14 protein-coding genes are annotated in these 19,289 nt (G+C 63.9%); 8 read left to right on the top strand and 6 right to left on the bottom strand.

Features of this window, described 5'->3' with window-relative positions:
- From LG385_RS04195 to LG385_RS04180, 4 genes are all read left to right on the top strand, one after another.
- Positions 1 to 306: a YciI family protein gene (locus LG385_RS04195; RefSeq protein ID WP_225772659.1), complete on the top strand. Its 306-nt coding sequence runs from the start codon at positions 1 to 3 to the stop codon at positions 304 to 306.
- 6 nt (positions 307 to 312) lie between these two features.
- Positions 313 to 990: a response regulator transcription factor gene (locus tag LG385_RS04190; protein ID WP_225772657.1), complete on the top strand. Its 678-nt coding sequence runs from the start codon at positions 313 to 315 to the stop codon at positions 988 to 990.
- Between the two features lie 128 nt (positions 991 to 1,118).
- Positions 1,119 to 1,562, top strand: coding sequence for a Spy/CpxP family protein refolding chaperone (locus LG385_RS04185; protein ID WP_225772654.1), 444 nt, complete (start codon positions 1,119 to 1,121; stop codon positions 1,560 to 1,562).
- Positions 1,563 to 1,624: 62 nt separating this feature from the next.
- Entirely contained in the window at positions 1,625 to 2,959 is a 1,335-nt protein-coding gene (locus LG385_RS04180; protein ID WP_225772652.1) for a sensor histidine kinase, read from the top strand.
- Positions 2,960 to 3,026: 67 nt separating this feature from the next.
- Here LG385_RS04180 and LG385_RS04175 read toward each other — a convergent pair whose 3' ends face one another.
- A complete protein-coding gene (locus LG385_RS04175) occupies positions 3,027 to 3,593 on the bottom strand; it encodes a nitroreductase family protein (protein WP_225772649.1) in 567 nt (188 codons plus the stop codon).
- A gap of 96 nt (positions 3,594 to 3,689) precedes the next feature.
- Between LG385_RS04175 and LG385_RS04170 the strand changes: the two genes are divergently transcribed.
- Together LG385_RS04170 and LG385_RS04165 are read left to right on the top strand one after the other, a co-directional pair.
- Positions 3,690 to 5,144: a TrkH family potassium uptake protein gene (locus tag LG385_RS04170; RefSeq protein ID WP_225772647.1), complete on the top strand. Its 1,455-nt coding sequence runs from the start codon at positions 3,690 to 3,692 to the stop codon at positions 5,142 to 5,144.
- 60 nt (positions 5,145 to 5,204) lie between these two features.
- Positions 5,205 to 5,516, top strand: a complete 312-nt coding sequence (locus tag LG385_RS04165) for a DUF962 domain-containing protein (RefSeq protein ID WP_225772645.1) — start codon at positions 5,205 to 5,207, stop codon at positions 5,514 to 5,516.
- An 11-nt stretch (positions 5,517 to 5,527) separates the two neighbouring features.
- On the opposite strand, the gene LG385_RS04160 is transcribed toward LG385_RS04165, so the two are convergent.
- The 3 genes from LG385_RS04160 to recQ all read right to left on the bottom strand — a co-directional run bounded on the left by LG385_RS04160 (position 5,528) and on the right by recQ (position 10,571).
- On the bottom strand, positions 5,528 to 7,819 hold the full coding sequence (locus LG385_RS04160; RefSeq protein ID WP_225772644.1) for a hypothetical protein: 2,292 nt from the start codon (positions 7,817 to 7,819) through the stop codon (positions 5,528 to 5,530).
- Positions 7,820 to 7,902: 83 nt separating this feature from the next.
- Positions 7,903 to 8,340, bottom strand: a complete 438-nt coding sequence (locus tag LG385_RS04155) for a MarR family transcriptional regulator (protein ID WP_181111683.1) — start codon at positions 8,338 to 8,340, stop codon at positions 7,903 to 7,905.
- 92 nt (positions 8,341 to 8,432) lie between these two features.
- Positions 8,433 to 10,571, bottom strand: coding sequence for a DNA helicase RecQ (gene recQ / locus LG385_RS04150; protein WP_225772642.1), 2,139 nt, complete (start codon positions 10,569 to 10,571; stop codon positions 8,433 to 8,435).
- A 162-nt stretch (positions 10,572 to 10,733) separates the two neighbouring features.
- On the opposite strand from recQ, the gene LG385_RS04145 reads away from it, so the two are divergent.
- A complete protein-coding gene (locus tag LG385_RS04145) occupies positions 10,734 to 11,321 on the top strand; it encodes a YecA family protein (RefSeq protein ID WP_225772640.1) in 588 nt (195 codons plus the stop codon).
- A 144-nt stretch (positions 11,322 to 11,465) separates the two neighbouring features.
- Here the strand turns inward: LG385_RS04145 and LG385_RS04140 are convergent, their stop codons facing one another.
- Positions 11,466 to 16,271 carry a retention module-containing protein gene (locus tag LG385_RS04140; RefSeq protein ID WP_225772638.1) on the bottom strand — a complete coding sequence of 1,602 codons (4,806 nt, stop codon included), beginning with the start codon at positions 16,269 to 16,271 and terminating at the stop codon, positions 11,466 to 11,468.
- A gap of 536 nt (positions 16,272 to 16,807) precedes the next feature.
- Between LG385_RS04140 and LG385_RS04135 the strand changes: the two genes are divergently transcribed.
- On the top strand, positions 16,808 to 18,163 hold the full coding sequence (locus LG385_RS04135; protein WP_225772635.1) for a TolC family outer membrane protein: 1,356 nt from the start codon (positions 16,808 to 16,810) through the stop codon (positions 18,161 to 18,163).
- Positions 18,164 to 18,235: 72 nt separating this feature from the next.
- Here the strand turns inward: LG385_RS04135 and LG385_RS04130 are convergent, their stop codons facing one another.
- The gene (locus LG385_RS04130) at positions 18,236 to 19,201 is read right to left on the bottom strand and encodes an NAD(P)H-quinone oxidoreductase (RefSeq protein ID WP_225772633.1); all 966 of its coding nucleotides are present in this window, start codon (positions 19,199 to 19,201) and stop codon (positions 18,236 to 18,238) included.
- Positions 19,202 to 19,289: the final 88 nt, after the last annotated feature.

The raw sequence follows: 19,289 nt of genomic DNA, 5'->3' as shown, positions 1-19,289 counted from the left end.
ATGCTCTACGCAATCAACGCTACCGATGTCGCCGGCTCGCTGGCCCAGCGCCTTGCCGCTCGCCCTGCCCACCTCGAACGGCTTCATGCCTTGCAGGCGGAGGGCAGGCTGGTCCTGGCCGGGCCCTACCCTGCCATCGACAGCATTGACCCAGGCAGCGCCGGTTTCTCGGGTAGCCTGATCGTGGCCGAGTTTGCCTCGCTCGACGCTGCACGTGAATGGGCCGAGGCCGATCCCTACAAGGCTGCCGGCGTGTACGAAAGCGTAGTGGTCAAGCCGTTCAAGCAAGTCTTCCCAAGCGCCTGATCGACGATGAGCGAACTGCTGCTGATCGACGACGATGTGGAACTGTGCGAACTGCTTAGCAGCTGGCTGAGCCACGAGGGTTTTCAAGTGCGCGCCTGTCACGACGGCCAGAGCGCCCGCCGTGCGCTCGCCGAGTCGGCGCCCGCGGCGGTAGTGCTCGATGTGATGCTGCCAGATGGCAGCGGGCTGGAGCTGCTCAAGCAGCTTCGCGCCGAGCATGCCGAACTGCCGGTGGTGATGCTGTCGGCGAGGGGTGAGCCGCTGGACCGCATCCTTGGCCTGGAACTGGGCGCGGACGACTACGTGGCCAAGCCCTGCGACCCGAGGGAGCTGACAGCACGTTTACGCGCGGTGTTGCGCCGCAGCCATCCAACGGCCAGCACCAGCCAGATCGAAGTCGGGGACCTGACATTCAGCCCGGCGAGGGGGGTAGCCAGCATCGACCAGCACGATATATCCCTCACGCTTTCGGAAAGCCGCATCCTCGAAGCCCTGCTACGGCAGCCGGGCGAGCCACTGGACAAGCAGGAGCTTGCGCAACTGGCGCTGGGCCGCAAACTCACGCTTTACGATCGCAGCCTGGACATGCACGTGAGCAACCTGCGCAAGAAAATCGGCCCCCATCCCGATGGCCGCCCGCGGATCGTTGCGCTGCGCAGCCGCGGTTATTTCTACGCCGAGTGAAGAGGCCTGTAACATTCCCCTTACCTGTGTTTACCAAGTCTTTACCTGGTGCTGACTGCCCTTGACGCTGCTCTGCGTAGACTGAACTCATCCGGTAAACGACCGGCGACGAGACAAGGAGCTTCACCATGCGCAAGACTTTGACTGCCCTGCTGTTCGCGGCCACCCTGCCAACCCTGGCCATGGCGGCTCCCGAAGGCCCGGTGCACGGTCCGGACATGGGCCAAGGCGCTGGCCCTGGCATGATGCATCACCGTGGCCCGGGCCCCCTCGAAGGGCTGGACCTGAGCCGTGAACAGCGCCAGCAGGTTGGCAAGCTGATGGGCGAGCAGATGAAACAACGCCGCGAAATCACCGAAACCTACTTGGACAAACTGCCCGCAGCCGAGAAAAAGGCCATGCACGACGCCTTGGCGGCCAGCGAAGCCAAGACCCGTAGCGACATTCGCGCAGTGCTCAAGCCAGAGCAACAGAAAGAGTTCGATGAGATGAACAAGAAGCGCGATGAGCGCCGCGCCGAGTGGGCCGAGTTCCAGGCCTGGAAAGCGCAGAAAGACAAAAAGGCTCAATAAGCCGCTACCTACCGAACCCGGCCCATGGCCGGGTTTTGTCTATCCCGTGAAGAGGTGCCCCGTTGCGTTCATTGTTCTGGCGAATCCTGGCGAGCTTCTGGCTCGCGATTACCTTGGTCGCGGGGTTGTCGGTACTGATGGGGCACGTGCTCAACCAGGACGCGTGGATCCTTAGCCGGCACCCTGCCCTCAAGCATTTTTCCCAGGAATGGGTGCAACGCTATGAAGCACAGGGCGCGGACGCCGCCGAGGCGCTGCTTGAGGATCACAAACGGCAATTCCATGTAGACACCCAAGTGCTCAACGAGGCCGGAGAAGCCGTGGTTCCCGGGACCTTCCCGCGCCGGGCGCAAGCGTTCGAAGACCGCCAGAGCCAGGATGATCGCAAGCTGCCCTGGCGCCGATTGACCACGGAATACACCAGCCCGGCCAGTGGTGACACCTACCTGTTCATCTACCGCATTCCTCATCCTGAACTCGATGCCTGGCACCGCGACAGCCTGTTCTGGCCGATCGGCGCGCTGGGCATCGCGTTGGTAGTACTAACGTTATTTAGCCTGCTGGTCACGCTCTCCATTACCCGGCCGTTGCAGCGCTTGCGCGGAGCAGTGCATGACCTCGGCCAGGCAACCTATCAGCAGCACAGCCTCGCGAGGCTGGCCGGTCGCCGTGACGAATTCGGCGTGCTGGCCAACGACTTCAATCGCATGGGCGCCCGCTTGCAAAGCCTGATCGGTAGCCAGCGGCAACTGCTGCGCGACGTGTCGCATGAACTGCGCTCGCCCCTGGCCCGCCTGCGCATCGCCCTGGCACTGGCCGAACGGGCCGAGCCGGCGGAGCGCGAGCGGCTATGGCCGCGCCTCACGCTGGAATGCGACCGCTTGGAGGCCTTGATCAGTGAAATCCTGGTGCTTGCGCGGGTAGACGCCGAGCAGACCAGCGCCGAAGCGGTAGCGTTGGAGCCTTTGCTGGAGAGCATCGTGCACGATGCCAGGCTGAGCGCGCCGGAGCAGGTGGTGGAACTGAACGCCACCCCTGGGTTGGAATTACGCGGCTGGCCAACCCTGATCGAGCGCGCCACCGACAACCTGCTGCGCAATGCGCTGCGCTTCAATCCCAATGGGCAGCCGATCGCGGTAAGCGCGGCGGCCACGGACGCCGGGGTGACCATCAGTGTTCGCGATCACGGCCCGGGGTGCCCGCCGGAGCACCTGGCCCAATTGGGCGAGCCCTTCTACCGCGCCCCTGGCCAGGCAGCGCCCGGCCACGGCCTGGGCCTGGCCATCGCCCGCCGTGCAGCAGAGCGACAGGGCGGCCGGCTGGTATTGGACAACCATCCTGAGGGCGGTTTCATTGCGCGGCTTGAGCTGCCGCTGGAGCCGCCGTCGGCGGCGTAGGCCGGGAATGATCTGCCGAGCAGGGAATTCGCAGGCTTTCGCCAGCTCCTACAGGAGATTGCAGGTTTTAGTCACGCCCCGGCCAGGCGCTGACGAACCCTTCTGCCGAGGTGCGGCTGGCAGGGCGGACTTCGTTAGCCGGGGTGCCTAGGTAAATCAGCCCGATGATCTGCTCATGGGCCGCCAGCCCCAGCCCGGCCGCCACCGACGGGGCGAACGACAGCTCACCGCTGCGCCACATGGCGCCGACGCCTTGGGCGTAGGCCGCCAGCAGCAACCCATGCACCGCGCAGCCTGCCGTGAGCACCTGTTCAGAGACCGGCACCTTTGGGTGGGGCCTGGTCACAGCGATGGCGACCACCACCAACGGAGCCCGCAGCGGGCCCTTGCGCGCTTTATCGATGGCCGCCTCATTGCCCTCTCCGCCCTTTGCCGCCGCCGCCTGGGCAAGCAGCTCACCCAACGCCAGGCGCGCATCGCCTTCGACGGTCAAAAACCGCCACGGCTTCAGCTGGCCATGGTCTGGCGCGCGCATGGCGGCGTCGAACATCAAGGCTCGCTGCTCATGGTTGGGCGCAGGCTCCACCAGCCGGCTGACGGACACACGTTCAAGCAGGGCTTGCAAGGCTTCCATCGGGCACTCCTTATCAACTCGTTCGGGCTAGTCTAACGTTTACACCGGCTGGCCCGCAGGTAAAATGTCCGGCCCTTTTGTCCCAGCGTGGGTTCAATGTCACTGTCGACCCTTCGTGTCATCGGCTTCATCATCGGCATTTTCCTGCTCACGCTGGCCGTCGGCATGGCTATTCCCATGCTCACCCTCGTTGTGTTCGACCGCACCGAAGACCTGCACAGTTTCCTCTGGGCAAGCCTGGTCACCTTTCTGTCGGGCCTGGCACTGGTCATCCGCGGCCGCCCCGAGCAAAGCAACCTCCGCCCTCGTGACATGTACCTGCTCACAGTGAGCAGCTGGGTACTGGTAGCGGTTTTCGCCGCCCTGCCCTTCTATTTCACCGCTCACATCAGCTACACCGATGCGTTCTTTGAAAGCATGTCGGGCATCACGGCGACCGGCTCCACCGTGCTCACCGGGCTCGACGCCATGTCCCCCGGGATACTCATCTGGCGCTCGCTGCTGCACTGGCTGGGCGGCATCGGCTTCATCGCCATGGCCGTCGCCATCCTCCCTCTGCTGCGCATCGGTGGCATGCGCCTGTTCCAGACAGAGTCCTCGGACCGGTCGGAAAAGCTGATGCCGCGCTCGCACATGGTCGCCAAGTCCATCGTGCTGGTGTATGTGGGCATCACCACACTCGGCGCCCTGGGGTTGTGGCTGGCAGGCATGTCGCTGTTCGATGCGGTCAACCACGCCATGTCGGCCATCTCTACGGGCGGTTTTTCTACCTCGGACCAATCCCTCGCCAAGTGGCATCAACCGGCGGTGCAATGGGTGGCCATCGTTCTGATGATTCTCGGCAGCCTGCCCTTCACGCTTTACGTGGCTACGTTGCGCGGCCACTACCAGGCGTTACTGCGGGACCAACAGGTCCAGGGCTTTCTCGGGCTGCTGCTCACGTGCTGGGTGGTGCTGGGCGGCTGGTACTGGCTGGGCACCGGCTTGCCGTTCTCGCAGGCGCTGCTGCACGTGGCCTTCAACGTTACTTCAGTAATCACCACTACCGGCTTCGCGTTGGGGGACTACAGCTTGTGGGGCAACTTTGCCCTCATGTTCTTCTTTTACCTGGGCTTCATCGGTGGCTGCTCGGGCTCCACGGCCGGGGGCATCAAGATCTTCCGGTTCCAGGTGGCGTATATCCTGCTCAAGGCTAGCCTCAACCAGCTCATTCACCCGCGCGCGGTGATCAGCCAGAAATACAATCGCCACCGGCTGGATGAAGACATTGTGCGTTCGATTCTCACGTTCTCGTTCTTCTTCGGCGCCACCATCGGCCTGATCGCGCTTGCACTGGGGCTGCTTGGGCTGGATTGGATGACCGCGCTTACGGGCGCGGCCAGTACGGTCTCCGGGGTAGGCCCAGGCCTGGGTGACACCATCGGCCCGGCCGGGAATTTCGCGCCCTTGCCGGATGCAGCCAAATGGCTGCTGTCGTTTGGCATGCTGCTGGGGCGGCTGGAAATCATTACCGTGCTGGTGCTGTGTATGCCTGCCTTCTGGCGGCATTGAGCGCAGGCTGCGCTTTGGCTATGCTCTGGCCATTGAACAGGCGCGGCGCCCGGAGGCCTTATGAGCGATACCCACGGTTTTGCGAGTTTTGCCGAGTTTTATCCGTACTACCTGGCCGAGCACAGCAATAACACCAGCCGGCGCCTTCACTTCGTGGGCACCAGCCTGGTGATTGCATTCGTGACCTACGCGTTTGCGACCCTCAACCCCTGGCTGCTGCTCGCCGTGCCTGTGGTGGGCTACGGCTTCGCCTGGGTCGGCCACTTCTTTTTCGAACACAACCGCCCGGCCACCTTCAAGCACCCGCTTTATAGCCTGATGGGCGACTTCGCGATGTTCCGCGACCTGATCACGGGCAAACTGAGCTTCTGAACAGGCGGGCCCTACAGGCCCGCCAGCAATTGCCGCGCAGCTTCGCGGGTGGTTTCGTCGGTGTCCTGGGCCAGCTCGTGCAACAGCCAGCTTGCCTCTTGCCGCTCACCCTGAGCCAGCAGCGCGCGGGCATGATCGAGACGGTCTGCACTCTGGGCCTGGCTTTCCAGATCATCGAAATCGATGCTCAGCTCATCCAGGTCGGGGAGCTCGCTCCCTGGCAGCGCAAAGTCCTCGCCAAGCCCTTCTCCGGGCAGTTCGAGCGCTTCGTCCTCCTCGGGCAAATCACTCCCGAGGCCGGGCAACAATCCCGGTTCGTCGGCAAAATTATCAAGAAACGCGGCGTCCAGATCCTCTCCACCCTCTTCTGGCACGAGTGCGAGCGGCTCATCAGCGAAGTCGCTGAGGAATTCGTCCTCAGGCAGCTCGAGCACCTCGGGCAATTCGCGCAGGTTGGAAAAGAACAGGCTTTCATCGAGCGGAGCGCTGTCGGCTGGCGTGTCCAGCACGCTCGAAGCTGGGCGAGAAAGCGGCGCAGGGGGTGGATCGAACGGGTCCATGGAAGACCAATCCGCATCGAGCGCCATGTCCTCCAGGTTCAGATGGAATTCATCGGCCGCCAAGGCTTCCGATACAGCCGCTGGCGCAGCCACGTCCGGTTCGTTCAGGTCCCCCAGCGCATCGAAGTCGATGTCCAGGTCTGACAGCGTGTCGTTCGCAGGCAACTCGTCGGTGGTAGCCGGCGCTTCGAAATCCTCCGGGCGAACCTGGCGCGGCGACTCGGGAATGACCGGCGGCAGCTGCGTGGCGGCCGCGGTGCCAGCTGCCAGCGCCACGGCGGCCGAAGCCAAGCGGGGGAAGCGGGCACGGGTTTGATCCAGCGTGGTATCGCTCTCGCCACTGGCGCGCAGCGCAGCCTCTTCCTCGGCATAGGCGTGGGCGTTCCCCTGCAAGCCCAGCACTTCAAGAATGCGCAGGCGAAGGTCACGGCGCTCTGGCTGGCGCTGCAGCCCCTCCCGGAGCACGCCGAGGGCTTCGTTGAAGCGCCCGTAGGCGATGTAGATACTGGCGGCGTCCAACGCGTCGGTCGCGGGCGCCTGCTCGCGCCGCGCCGCCACCGGTACCGCGGTCGCCAGTGCGTTCTGGGCGTCAGTGGCGTCCCCTGGGCCGGCAGCAACGGTAGCGGGCAATACTGGCGCATCCGGCGCAGCGGTGCGCTGGCGGCGACGCTGCAACAGCCAGGCGGCGACAAGCAGCACCAGCGCCAGCAACGCGCCCAGTTGCAACAGCCAGGTGAGATCGTCCGTTTCCGGGGCTACCACCAGCGGGGCCACAGGGGCGGGCGGATTCGCGGCCGCAGGTGCCGCAACAGGAGCGGCCGGGGTTGCAGGCGTTGACGCCGGCGGGGCTGCGGGTGTGCCGGACGCGGGAGCCGGCACTGCCGGAGCAACCGAAGCACCCTCCGCAGGGGTGTTTGTGCCGCTCACAGCAGGCGTCACCGACGTGGCAGGCGCTGCGACAGGCGGCGCAGCAGCTCGCGCCGCGGCGATCGCCTGCGCTTCGGCCAGGCGGGATTGCAGCTCGGCAAGCTGCTGATCCTTGGTACTGCGCTCCTCTTCCAGGCCCTTCAAGCGGGACTCGAGGTCGTCCACGGACTGCTGCAGCTGTTTGTTCTGGGCCGCCGTGGCGGTCAGTTGTTCGCCGGCCGAGGTTTCCTTGGCCGTGCTGCTACCTTCGTTGCCCCGTTTGCGCGGCGCAGCAGGCGGCGGCACCGGCGCTTCGGCCTGGGTAGGCATGGGCGCTACCGACGACACAGGTTCTGGCCGCGCGTTGGTGGCGATCAGTGGCGGTGGCAACGCCACGGTGCCCGGCGGGTCGAGCAACAAGGTGTAGGTGCGCAGAAGCTGCCCGCTGGGCTGGGTGACCTGGACGATAAAACTCAGGTAGGGCTCCAGCACTACCTTGCTGGAAGTGACATGGATAACCTTGCGGCCATTTTTGAACACCGGCGTGAAGCGCAGGTCGGTGAGAAAGAACGAGCGGTCCACGCCCGCCCTGGCGAATTCCTCCGGCGTACCGAGGCTGACGGTGATATCACTTTCGTCTAGGCCGGCGCTGTCAGCCAGGGTGATGTCGGCGTTAAGCGGCTGGTTCAGTGCTGAATGTAGAGTAATGTCGCCCAGCCCCAGCGCGCAGGCAAGGCCGGACCATGCAAGGGCACAGCCGCCCAGTATCGAATAGAGCGCCAGGCGAGTGGCCGATCGAGGCGCGAACCGGACATTACGGGTAAAACGCTTGCGCATGAGCATCCCTTGGGAACGACTTCCACAGCCTTCCTTATAGCCTGCGCCCGGGGAAACTCAAAGCCCCGCGACGGCTTACCGGTTCAGGCCCGCTTCTCCAGGTTGGCCAGTACCTTGGCGTGAACCGCCATGGCTGTGGCCAGATCCTGCTCACTGATGCCGCTGAACAGCTCCAGGCGCAGCTCGTTGGCAATGGTTTCAATCTGTTTGATCAGCGGCAGGGCCGATTCGCTCAAGCTGATCTGCTTCGCACGGCGGTCTTCCACAACTGCGTGGCGCCGCACCAGGCCCTGAGCCTCCAGGCTGTCGAGCAACCGGGCCAGGGTGGGGCCTTCAACGCCCACGCTGGCGGCCAGTTCACGCTGTGTGGGGGCAACTTCGAAACGCGCCAGGTGCAACAGCACCAGCCAGCGGGCCTGGGACAGACCGAGGCCTGCCAGGCGGCGATCGAGTTCGCCGCGCCACCCTCGGGACAACTGGGCCAGTTGCATACCGAAGCGGTGTTGGTCAGTCAGGGGCATAGGTCAACTCAAGTCACGAATACAATTATTAGGGAGCTAAGCAGGAGCGCTGGTGCTTGGCAAGTGCTTGTAATGCTTCCAGACCATTCCTTTTAAAGTTCGAACTCCGACTGCAGTGCAGCGCGTACGCAGTACAGCACCCCTTCGGGCACTCGCCCCTGGAACAGGGGAGCGATTTCGCTTACCGGCGGCAACTCCCCCTCACCATCAAGGAAGCTGTCCTGGATTTCGCTGAGTAGCTCGAAGGGGAGGTCCAACGCCTGCTCCAATGACAGTTGCTGGGCGCCAATGGCCTCGGCCAGCAGGGTATACACATTTTTCTCGGAGCACTTGAGTTGCCCGGCGATCTGCGTGGGGGTCATGCCAGCGCGGGCCAGGCTTACCAGTTCATGGCGAAGGTCCACCACAGGGGCAGGGGCCGCCGCGCTGCTCTGGGTACCGCCAAGCACCTCGAGGAAAGCATCGCCATAGCGCTCCAGCTTGCGTGCGCCTACGCCGCTCACCCGACCCATTTCCGCCAGGGTAGTGGGTTGGCTGCGCAACATTTCCAGCAAGGTCGAATCCGGGAAGATCACATACGGCGGCACGCCATGTTCTTCGGCCAGCCGGCGACGCAGCGCCCGCAGCGCTTCCCACTGATCGCGCTCTTCCCCGCGCACCAATTGGCTGGCCGGGCTGCCGCCGCTGCTGCGCGCAGTCACCTGGGGTTTGAGGTCTCGGCGCAGTTCAAGGGTCACTTCGCCGCGCAGCAGGGGCCGGCAGGCATCGGTCAGGCGCAGCCCTCCGTAGCCTTCGAGGTCGATGTCAGCGAGCCCACGGGCGACCAGCTGGCGATACAGCGACCGCCAGTCACCTTCTGCCCTGCCTTTACCCACCCCGAACACGGCGAGGCGCTCATGGCCAGAGGCACGCACCTTCTCGTTGTCACGCCCCAGCAGAACGTCCACCAGGTGGCCCACGCCGTAGCGCTGGCCGGTACGGTAGATGGCCGACAGCGCCTGGCGCGCAGGCTCGGTTGCATCCCAGGTTTGCACGCCGTCCACGCAGTTGTCGCAATGCCCGCAAGGCTGGGGCAGGTCTTCGTCGAAATAGGCCAGCAGCGCCTGACGCCGGCAGCGGGTTTCTTCGCACAGCGCCAGCATGGCGTCGAGCTTATGCTGCTCCACCCGCTTGTGGCGCTCGTCGCCCTCGGAGTTCTGCATCATCTGCTTGAGCATCAGCACATCTTGCAGGCCGTACGCCATCCACGCATCCGCCGGCAAGCCATCGCGGCCGCCGCGGCCGGTTTCCTGGTAATACGCCTCGAGGGATTTGGGCAGGTCCAGGTGGGCTACGTAGCGCACGTTAGGCTTGTCGATGCCCATGCCGAAGGCAATGGTGGCCACCATGATCAGGCCTTCCTCGTTGAGGAAGCGCTTCTGGTGGAACGCGCGCAGCTCGGCGGGCAGGCCGGCGTGGTAGGGCAATGCCGGGAAGCCCTGCTCCACCAGTTGGGCGGCGACCTCGTCCACCTTCTTGCGCGACAGGCAATACACGATACCGGCATCCCCTTTATGCTCGCCAAGGAATGCCAGCAACTGCTTGCGCGGCTGCTCCTTGGGCACGATGCGGTAGAAGATGTTGGGGCGGTCGAAACTCGACAGAAAGCGCTCGGCATCGTGCAGGGCCAGGCGGTTGACGATTTCCTCTCGCGTGCGTTTATCCGCCGTCGCGGTCAGCGCGATCCGTGGCACATCGGGGAACAACTCGGCCAACTGGCCCAGTTGCAGGTATTCGGGACGGAAGTCGTGGCCCCACTGCGAGACGCAATGCGCTTCGTCGATGGCAAACAGCGCCACGTTCAGTTGCTGCAGGAAGCTGAGCATGCGCGGCTGCACCAGCCGCTCGGGGGCCAGGTACAGCAATTTGATTTCCCCCTGACGCAGGCGAACCGCCAGCTCGCGTTGCTGTTCGGCATCGAGGGTGGAATTGAGCGCTGCGGCAGGTACGCCCAGCTCATCGAGCGTGGCGACCTGATCTTCCATCAGGGCAATAAGGGGCGACACCACGATGGTGAGGCCCTCGCGCAGCAATGCAGGCACCTGGTAGCACAGCGATTTGCCGCCGCCGGTGGGCATCAACACCAGGGCATCGCCGCCTCGCGCCACACGCTCGATGATCGCCCCTTGGCGACCGCGGAAGCTGTCGTAGCCGAAGACGTCCTTTAGGACACGTTGTGCCTGTTCGAGCATGCATGACTCCAGGAAACCGCGAAAACCGCCCGCGGGTCGAAAAAAAGGCGAGCAGTATACCAAACCACCGAGCCACAGCGCTTTTACCTGCCTTGCGGTGGCGCTTACCCCGGTTCAGGGCCTAGAATTCAGCATTGTCCTTTTCCCCCAAGGTAGTCATTCATGTCATTCGCCGAGCAACTTACCCGCCTGCAAGTCTTCCTGGACGCCGATGAGCTCCATGAAGAAGCGCTGGATTACGTAGCGGCGCATGGCTACTTGACCGCGCTGTCCATTACCACTGAGCAAGTGCCCGAGCGCGAGTGGATCGACGCGCTCTTCGCCGAAGAGCCGCACTATGCCGACGATGCCGAGCGCGAAATGATCGAAGGCACGCTGGTGCAGCTCAAGGCGCATATTGCTCGTCAGCTCGCCAGCGATGAGGAATTCGAGCTGCCGTGCGACCTGGACCTGGGCGAGGAGCCCGACGACTCCGAGTTGCGCGGCTGGTGCATCGGCTTCATGGAAGGGGTGTTCCTGCGCGAAGAAGCCTGGTTCGAAACCGCGGAAGACGAAGTCAGCGAGCTGCTGCTGCCGATCATGGTGGGGTCGGGCCTGTTCGACGAGCAGCCCGAATTTGCCGATATCGCCAGCAGCGCCGAGCTTCAGGATGAGATGGTGGTACAGATCCCGGAAATCCTTACCGGCCTGTACCTGATGATGCATGCGCCAGACGAAAAGCCGGCGCTGCTCAAGCCGCGTACGCACTGACCCAGGGCTTTCAGCGCTGCATTCGTCGCCAACCTAGCCGGCGACTGCAGCAGTCCGGAACAGCGGCCCTGATGGGCCGGTCGCGGCCAAGGCCGGCTGCTACGTGATATTTCCCGTAACAGCTGGCCTTGGCCGCGAAGACCCTTACACCGTGCTATCGACCTTCAGCGAGTGGTCACCCAGCAGGCCGTTGATGATGGCCGAGTTGTTTTGCAACCCCACCACCAGCCCGTTGGCATCGGTGCTCACGTTGTAGGCCTGGGCCAGGTTCACGTGTTGCAGGTCGATGCTCTGCACCGCGGCGCCACCAGCGGTGCTGCTGATGTCGATGGTGCTGACCAGGTTGCTCCCGCTGCCGGTTACCTTGAAGCTCAACAGGCCTTCAAGGTCGCCTTTGCCCAGGTCGCCCAACAGGGAGCCGAGGTCAAGGGTGTCAGTGCCCAGTTTGAAGTCGGCCACGGTATCGGTCCCGGTATCACCTGCCTGCCATACGAAGCTATCAGCGCCCGCGCCACCGGCGAGGGTGTCGTTCCCGGCCCCGCCGATCAGCGTATCGGCGCCACTGCCGCCATAGAGCTGGTCGTTGCCGGCGCCACCGTTCATCACCAGGCCGCTGTCGCCCGCATGGAAGATGTCGTCGTAATCCGAGCCGATCAGGTGTTCGATCCCGGTAAGGGTTTCGCCCGCGGCCCAGCCGCCGGTAGTGCCGCCCTCTCTCAGGTCTACGGTTACGGCACTGGTTGCAGCTGCATAGCTGACAGTGTCGAACCCGTCGCCGCCGTCCAGTACTACGGTGTGAACGCCTGCCAGCAGCAGGTCGTTGCCTGTGCCGCCATGCAATTCGTCGGCGCCCTGCCCTGCCACCAGCACATCGTTACCTGCCCCGCCCTGAAGCACGGAACCGTCATCAGTGGCCGTCAAGGTGTCGTCGCCGCTGGTGCCCGTCACGGTGTGCTCGCCCAGCTGGTCCACCGCAACCAATGCGCTGGCGTGGCCGGCATGGGTATCGTCGATGGCCGCGGCGGTGGCGGCCACAGGCGTGGTTTGCGCGTGGCTGTAATCCACGGTCAGTGCCAATTGATAGGTTTCGGTAGTGGCCGCGGCTTCCGCATTGGTCACTTTCAGGTGGTAGGTCCCGTCCGCGGTAGCGGTAAGGCTGTTGCCGACCACAGCGGCATAGCTGCCATCATCCAGCGCGTAGCTGAGTGTTGCCGCGCCGCTGCTGACGGCGGCGGAATCGACGGTGAGGGTCTCGCCCTGGCGCAAGTGCACACTCACCGTGTCGCTGGCATCGGCGGTGCCCGCATGGGCCAGGGTGCCAGTGATCAGCAATGCAGCGGTCAGTGCCAGGGAGTTGGCGTAGAACTGAGAGCGTTCCACTGCCAGTGCACGCCCCGCAACCGCCAGGCTCACAGGGTTGGTTGCGGTGAAATCGGCGCCAGCGGCGGCCCAGTCACTGCTAACCAAAATCGCATTGCTGCTGGCGGCCGTGGCGGCCGTGGCGGCAGGGTTGACGTTGATGGTCAGGGTTGAGCCAGCCGTATCACCGTCGTTGTCCACGATGGTGTAGCCGATGTTCTCCTGACTGCTGGCATTGCTGCCTGCCGCGGTGATGTAGCCGTACTGCCCTGTGCCCACATTGATGGCCAGGATGCCGCCGTGGCTGGTGGTCACGCTCAGCAGGTTACTGGTGCTGTCGAAACTCCAGCTACCAGCGGTGCCGTCGGCGGTTACAGCGCCCTTGCCGTCATAGGTGTAGGTCACGCCGTCCACGCTGATGCTTTGCAGGTGGCCGCCATCCACGCCGAACTGGGCCGCGCTGGTAAGGCTGCCGCTGACCGACCCACTCCCCACGGTACCGTTGAGTACGCTGGGCAATTGCGACAGGTCGGTCACGACCACAGAGGCCGTATCGGTCCCGGTAGTGCCGTTGTAGGCGATCGGGTCCAGGTACACCGCCTTGGCGCTCGGCCCCATGCCGATGGCATAGGACTGGATATTGTTAGCGTCGAGGAAGGTCTGCCAAGCCGTCTGCTCGGCGCTGTCGATGCCGTCGCCCAGCGCGACGTCTGTCTTGTTGCCAGACTGGCCATTGCCGGTCTTGGGGCGTTCATCGGACAGTGTAGGGTTGCCGTCGGAGAGGAAGTAAGACACGTTCTGCGCGTCGGTCAGCTTGCCAGCCGTGGCCCATGCCGCCTGCGCGCCATCGAGCGCGTAGTCGTAGTTGGTGCCGCCGCCATTCGTCACCGAGTCGCTGTTGATGGCCGCGCGCGCCTCGGCCACGGTCATCCACTGGCTGCTCAGCACGTTTTCATGGTTGTTGAAGGTCACCACCTGCACCCGCACATCGCCCATGTCATCGTAACGAGCCAGCAGCTCGTTGATGGACTGCTTGGCGAGGTCCAGCCGGCTCAGGCCATTGACCTTGGAATCGTTGCCCATGCTGTTGGAAACGTCCAGCACGATCAGCAGGTTGGTATTCACCGCCGTGGAGGACACACTCTCGGTGATGGGCGCGGCCGTAGGCACGTCGTCTTCGATACGCACGTTCAGCCAGGCAAGGCTGCTGTCGCCATCGCTGTCGGTGGCCACCAGGCGGAAGTCTTCCGACAGCTCGCTCTGGCCCACATTGTGTTGCTGGGCTTCAGACAAGGTGTAGCTGTAGCTCACCACGCCCGTGGTTTCGTTGTACCCGGTAATGGTCAGCGCGTTACCCAACTGGCCGGTTACGGTCACCGGCAGGCCAGTCGCGCTGCCGCCGATCACGTCCACGCCATCGATGGTAAGGGTGGCCAGGCCATCCTTCGCATCGATTGTGAAGGTACCCACACGGGTGAGTTCTGCCGCGTTGGGGTCGGTACCGCCTGGGAGGTTGGCCTCGAATACCCGCTGCTCGCCGCCATTCACGCCCAGGCTGATGAAGGTGACCGGGTCGTCCGGGTTGGTGACATTCACGGTCAGCGTGGCAGTGGCGGCATCGCCGTCGCTGTCGATGATCGAGTAGCTGAAGGTTTCGGTGCCGTTGCCCACGGTGGCGTTGCCGGCCAGCAGGTCCCGATAGGCCTGGCTGGTGGTGTCCAGGCTGTAGGTGTAGGAACCGTCAGCGCCAAGCACCAGAGTGCCGTAGGTGCCTTCGTAGGTGCCGGGGTTGGTCACCGGCGACGGGATCGCGTCAGCACCCAGGGAATCGTTGGCCAGTACGTTGCCGCTGACCACCGTGGTGGTGTCGCTCACGGCGGTAGTGTCAGAGACCGCAATGGGGTTGTCGTCTTCGATGCGCACGTTCAGCCAGGCGTTGCCGGTGTCGCCGTCGCTGTCGGTGGCGATCAGGTGGAAGTCTTCCGACAGCTCGTTCTGGCCCACGTTGTGCTGCTGGGCTTCGGACAGGGTGTAGCTGTAGGTGACCACGCCCGTGGTGGCATCGTAGCCGGTGATGGTCAGGGCATTGCCCAATTGGCCGGTGATGGTCACTGGCAGGCCGGTGGCGCTGCCGCCGATCACGTCCACGCCGTCGATGGTCAGCGTGGCCAGGCCGTCTTTGGCATCCAGGGTAAAGCTGCCAACGCGGGTCAGCGCCGCTGCGTCAGGGTCGGTACCAGTGCTGAGGTTGGCTTCGAATACCCGCTGCTCGCCGCCATCCACGCCCAGGCTGATAAAGGTGACAGGGTCGTCCGGGTTGGTGACGTTCACGGTCAGCGTGGCGGTGGCGGTGTCGCCGTCGCTGTCGATGATCGAGTAGCTGAAGGTCTCCGTGCCGTTGCCCACGGTGGCATTGCCGGACAGCAGGTCGCGGTAGGCCTGGCTGGTGGTATCCAGGGTGTAGGTGTAGGAACCGTCAGCGCCGAGCACCAGGGTGCCGTAGGTGCCGGTGTAGGTGCCAGGGGTCGTCACCGGGGACGCGATGCCGTCGGCGCCCAGCACATCGTTGCTGAGCACGTTGCCGGTCACTACGGTCAGGTCATCGCCTGCGGCCTGGGTATCGGCTACAGCGCTAGGCACGTCGTCCTGAATGGTCACGTCCAGGCTGCCGCTGGCGGTGGAACCGTCGTTGTCCACGGCGGTGACCGGGATGCTTTCACCGAGGGTATTGGCGCCATTCCCGGCGGGATGGTCGGCATTACCGGTCAAGGTGTAGGTGTAGGACAGCACGCCGGTGGCCGGATCGAAGCCGGTCACGGTAAGCAGGTTGCCGTCGGCCGTGGTATAGGACTGCCCTATTCCCACCACCTGCCCGGCACGGATCACCTCAAGGGTGCCGATCACCAGGCTGGAAAGGCCATCTGCCGCAGTGACGGTAAAGCTACCGGCCTGCGTGAGCGCGCCCGCGTCCGGGCTGGAACCGTTCGCCAGGTTGGCTTCGTTGACGGTGATTTCGCCGCCGGTCACGTCCAGGCCTGTGAGCACCACCGGGTTGTCCGGCGTGGCGGCTGCCAGCGTTACCAAAGGCGGCAGCGTGGGATCCGGGAATTCCGGCGCGGCCGGCAAACCTGCGGTATCGAAGCCGATGGTGGGCGCAACCGAACCGCCGACTTCAGTCAGCAATACGAAAGAATGCCCCCCGCCGCCACCGGGCACACCGGTAGGGCCGGTCGCGGTAGGGCCCGCGGCCGTGGGTTCGGAAACCTGGGTAGGGTCCACCCCGGCGGCGATGGCCTGCTGCAGGGCGTTGACATCGTCCAGCGCGGTGTCGGCAACGCGCTCACCTGTGGTCTGGATGTCCGGTGCCTGATGGTGCAGCAACCCTTCATTGAGCGCCAGGCTGCTCCCGCGCCCGAGCGCGAGGTCCTGCCCGCTCTGCAAGTGAACCGAAATGGCACCCCCGACACCGGTGTCCAGCTGTTCGCCCGCGTAAACACGATCTCCCTCAACGAGGAGACGACGAGTGCCATCACCGGCGACTGCGAATACCTGCCCTACTACTTTACTGACGACACCGATCAAGGTTGCCATTGCCTACTCCTCCATTGCCTTTCGGCACCAGGCCGTTGCGCAAAGGAGACAGGGGATGTTCCCCGGAGTTCACGACAGGGCTGGCATCTTGACAGCCACTGACGCGTCGAAGCTGATGAAATTCACGCATAAGCCGAACTAATTCAACGGGTTGCGGCTCATAGCAGCTTCGTATCGAACATGAGAGCAAAAGTGCTCCGCGGACTACGGCGACAAAAAAACGTCGCCCTCACAACTGCCCAAAATCCTTCTGGAGTACGACCCACCGATCCCTTCACACACTAAATACCGAATCCTCAAAAATCGCCTGAAAGCCCCCGCACGCGGTCCTTTCAGCGAATCGGGCGACTGTACGATGAACCGAAAGCGCATCACTCGCATAAGTTTTTTTAGGAATAAGTCTTATGACGAAATGATCTTAGCGTCACAGAATTTTCACAGCGTCAGTGATGTTACGATCCGCGCATGGATCAATAAGAATGATCGCCAATAATTTGGCGACTGCCATTATTACAGGGACTGGGAGAAGTACACCGATGCGCATCTTAACCCCCCTCTGCAGCGCCGTGCTGTTGGCGATCGGGGCCATGCAGGTCCATGCCATGACGCTTCAGGAGGCTATTCAGAGCACCGTGGATACACACCCGGAGCTGCAGTCGAATATCAACAGCCGGCTTGCCGCAGACGAAGACGTAAAAGTCGCCCGCGGTGCCTACCTGCCGAGCGTGGACTTCGTGGGCGGCTATGGTCGTGAGAAATCCGACACGCCGACTACCCGGGCCCGGGGTGACCACCATAAAGAGCTGCTGACGTATACAACGTCCGAGCTGCGTCTGCGCCAGATGCTGTTCGACGGGTCGAGCGCAACCCGTGAAGTATCTCGAACCGAAGCGGTTTCCACCTCTCGTGCCTTTTATGTGCAAGGCGTGGCACAAGACCTCGCCCTGCGCGCGGTCGAGGTGTACCTGGAGGTGCTCAAGCGCCGTGAGCTGGTGGACCTGGCCAAGAACAACCTGCAGGCTCACCTGAGGGTCAACGACCAGATCGGCCTGCGCACCGAGCGTGGTATCGGCAGCACCGCCGACAGCGATCAGTCCCGTGCCCGCCGCGCGCTGGCCGAGAACAACTACCAGACCGCCATGGTCGACCTTGCCGACGCCGAAGCCAACTTCTTCAGCGCCACGGGCCGCATGCCGGATGAACTCGAAGCACCGCCTACCATTCGTGGCGAGCTGCCTCCGGAGGTCACCGACGCCCGCCAGGCAATGATCGACAATAACCCGTACCTGAAGTCTGCCCAGGCGGATGTGCAAGCGGCGGAACAGCAATATGAAGGCGCCAAGTCGCAGTTCTACCCTCGGGTAGACGCGGAAGTGGCCGTGGGCGCCAACGACAACATCTCTGGCGAAGAAGGCCACGCCAACGACTGGCGTGCGGGTGTGGCGGTCAGCTACAACCTGTTCCGTGGCGGCAGTGACAAGGCCCGGCTGCAAGGCGACGCGCATCGCATCAACCAGGCGATGGACATCCGCAACAATGCCCTGCGCAGCCTGAACGAAAACATGTCCCTGGCCTGGAACGCCATGCTCAACGCGCGCCAGCAAGCACCCAGCGCCCGTGAGTACGCCGAAACCACCACGCGGGTAAGGGCTGCCTACCAGAACCAGTTCGGCCTGGGCCAACGCACCCTGCTCGACCTGCTGGACAGTGAGAACGAGCTGTACAACGCCAACCGTCGTTACACCGAAGTGCGCTACACCGAGGAATACTCGATGTACCGCGTACTGGCGAACATGGGCATGCTGCTGCCGAAGTCCAAGATTGTGCTGCCGGCCGAAGCCATCGCCAAGACCGACGTGAAAAGCGAAGCGCATTTGCCGGATATGCGCTGATCCGTGATTCCCGGGCCTAGCCATTCGGCGAGCCATTCGGCGAGCCATTCGGCGAAGCCCGGGAACTGGTAGTTAAACCAGCGCCGGATCGACCACCAGCACCACCTTCCCGGTGATTTGGTTGGTGGCCAGTTCGGCGAAGGCTTCCTCGGCCTCGCCGATGGGGAAGGTCCGTGCAATCTGTGGGTTGAGCCGCTTTTCAGTGAACAGCGGCAATACCTCTTGCCCCAATTCCCTCAGCAGCTCCGCCTTGAAGGTATCGTCGCGGCTGCGCAGCGTCGAACCAATCAGCTGCACGCGCTTACCCAGCATCAGCCCCATGTCCAGCTTGGCCTCACGGCCGCCCATCACCCCGATCAACACCCACCGGCCGTCCTGGGCAGCCACTTGCAGGTTGAGCTCGGCGTAATTGCCCCCTACCGGGTCCAGAATCACGTCGAACGGGCCCAGGTCCTTGAGTGCCGACAGGCCCTCACCGCGCAGCACGCCGCCTTGTGCGCCCAGCGCCTGGCAGTACTCCAGCCGTTCCGCGGAGCCCACCGTCACCCAGGTAGGGTTGCCGAAGGCCTTGCACAGCTGAATCGCCGCCGAGCCTATGCCGCTGGCCCCCGCGTGCAGCAGCACCTTCTCGCCGGGCTGCAGGCGGGCCAGCTGGAATAGGTTCAGCCATACGGTGCCGTACACTTCGAGAATGCCTGCGGCCTCGATCAGGCTCAGCCCCTCTGGCACGGGCAGCACATGGCGGGCGTCGACTACCACTTCTTCGGCCATGCCACCGCCGGCGAGCAAGGTGCACACACGGTCGCCCACGTTGAACGCAGCTACCCCGGCACCCACTTCGCTGATCACGCCGGCACATTCCAGCCCGAGGATTTCACTGGCCCCCGGCGGCGGCGGATAATGCCCCGCGCGTTGCAACAGGTCGGCCCGATTGAGCCCGGCGGCCGCCACGCGAATGCGCACCTGCCCCACATCGCATGGGGGTGCCGGGTACTCGGCCCATTCCACATGCCCTTCAACGCCTTGCAATGCCTTCACGCTGCCTCCATAGTTGACTTGAACTGAGCCCCGCGCGATGACGCGGGGTTTTTTGCATTATGTGACTCAAGTGCCGCGCCGCTGCATG

Source organism: Pseudomonas sp. Marseille-Q5115, from assembly GCF_916618905.1.
Lineage (GTDB): Bacteria > Pseudomonadota > Gammaproteobacteria > Pseudomonadales > Pseudomonadaceae > Aquipseudomonas > Aquipseudomonas japonica_A.
The sequence above is the reverse complement of the archived record's forward strand: the minus strand, read 5'-3'. Positions and strand labels throughout refer to the sequence as shown.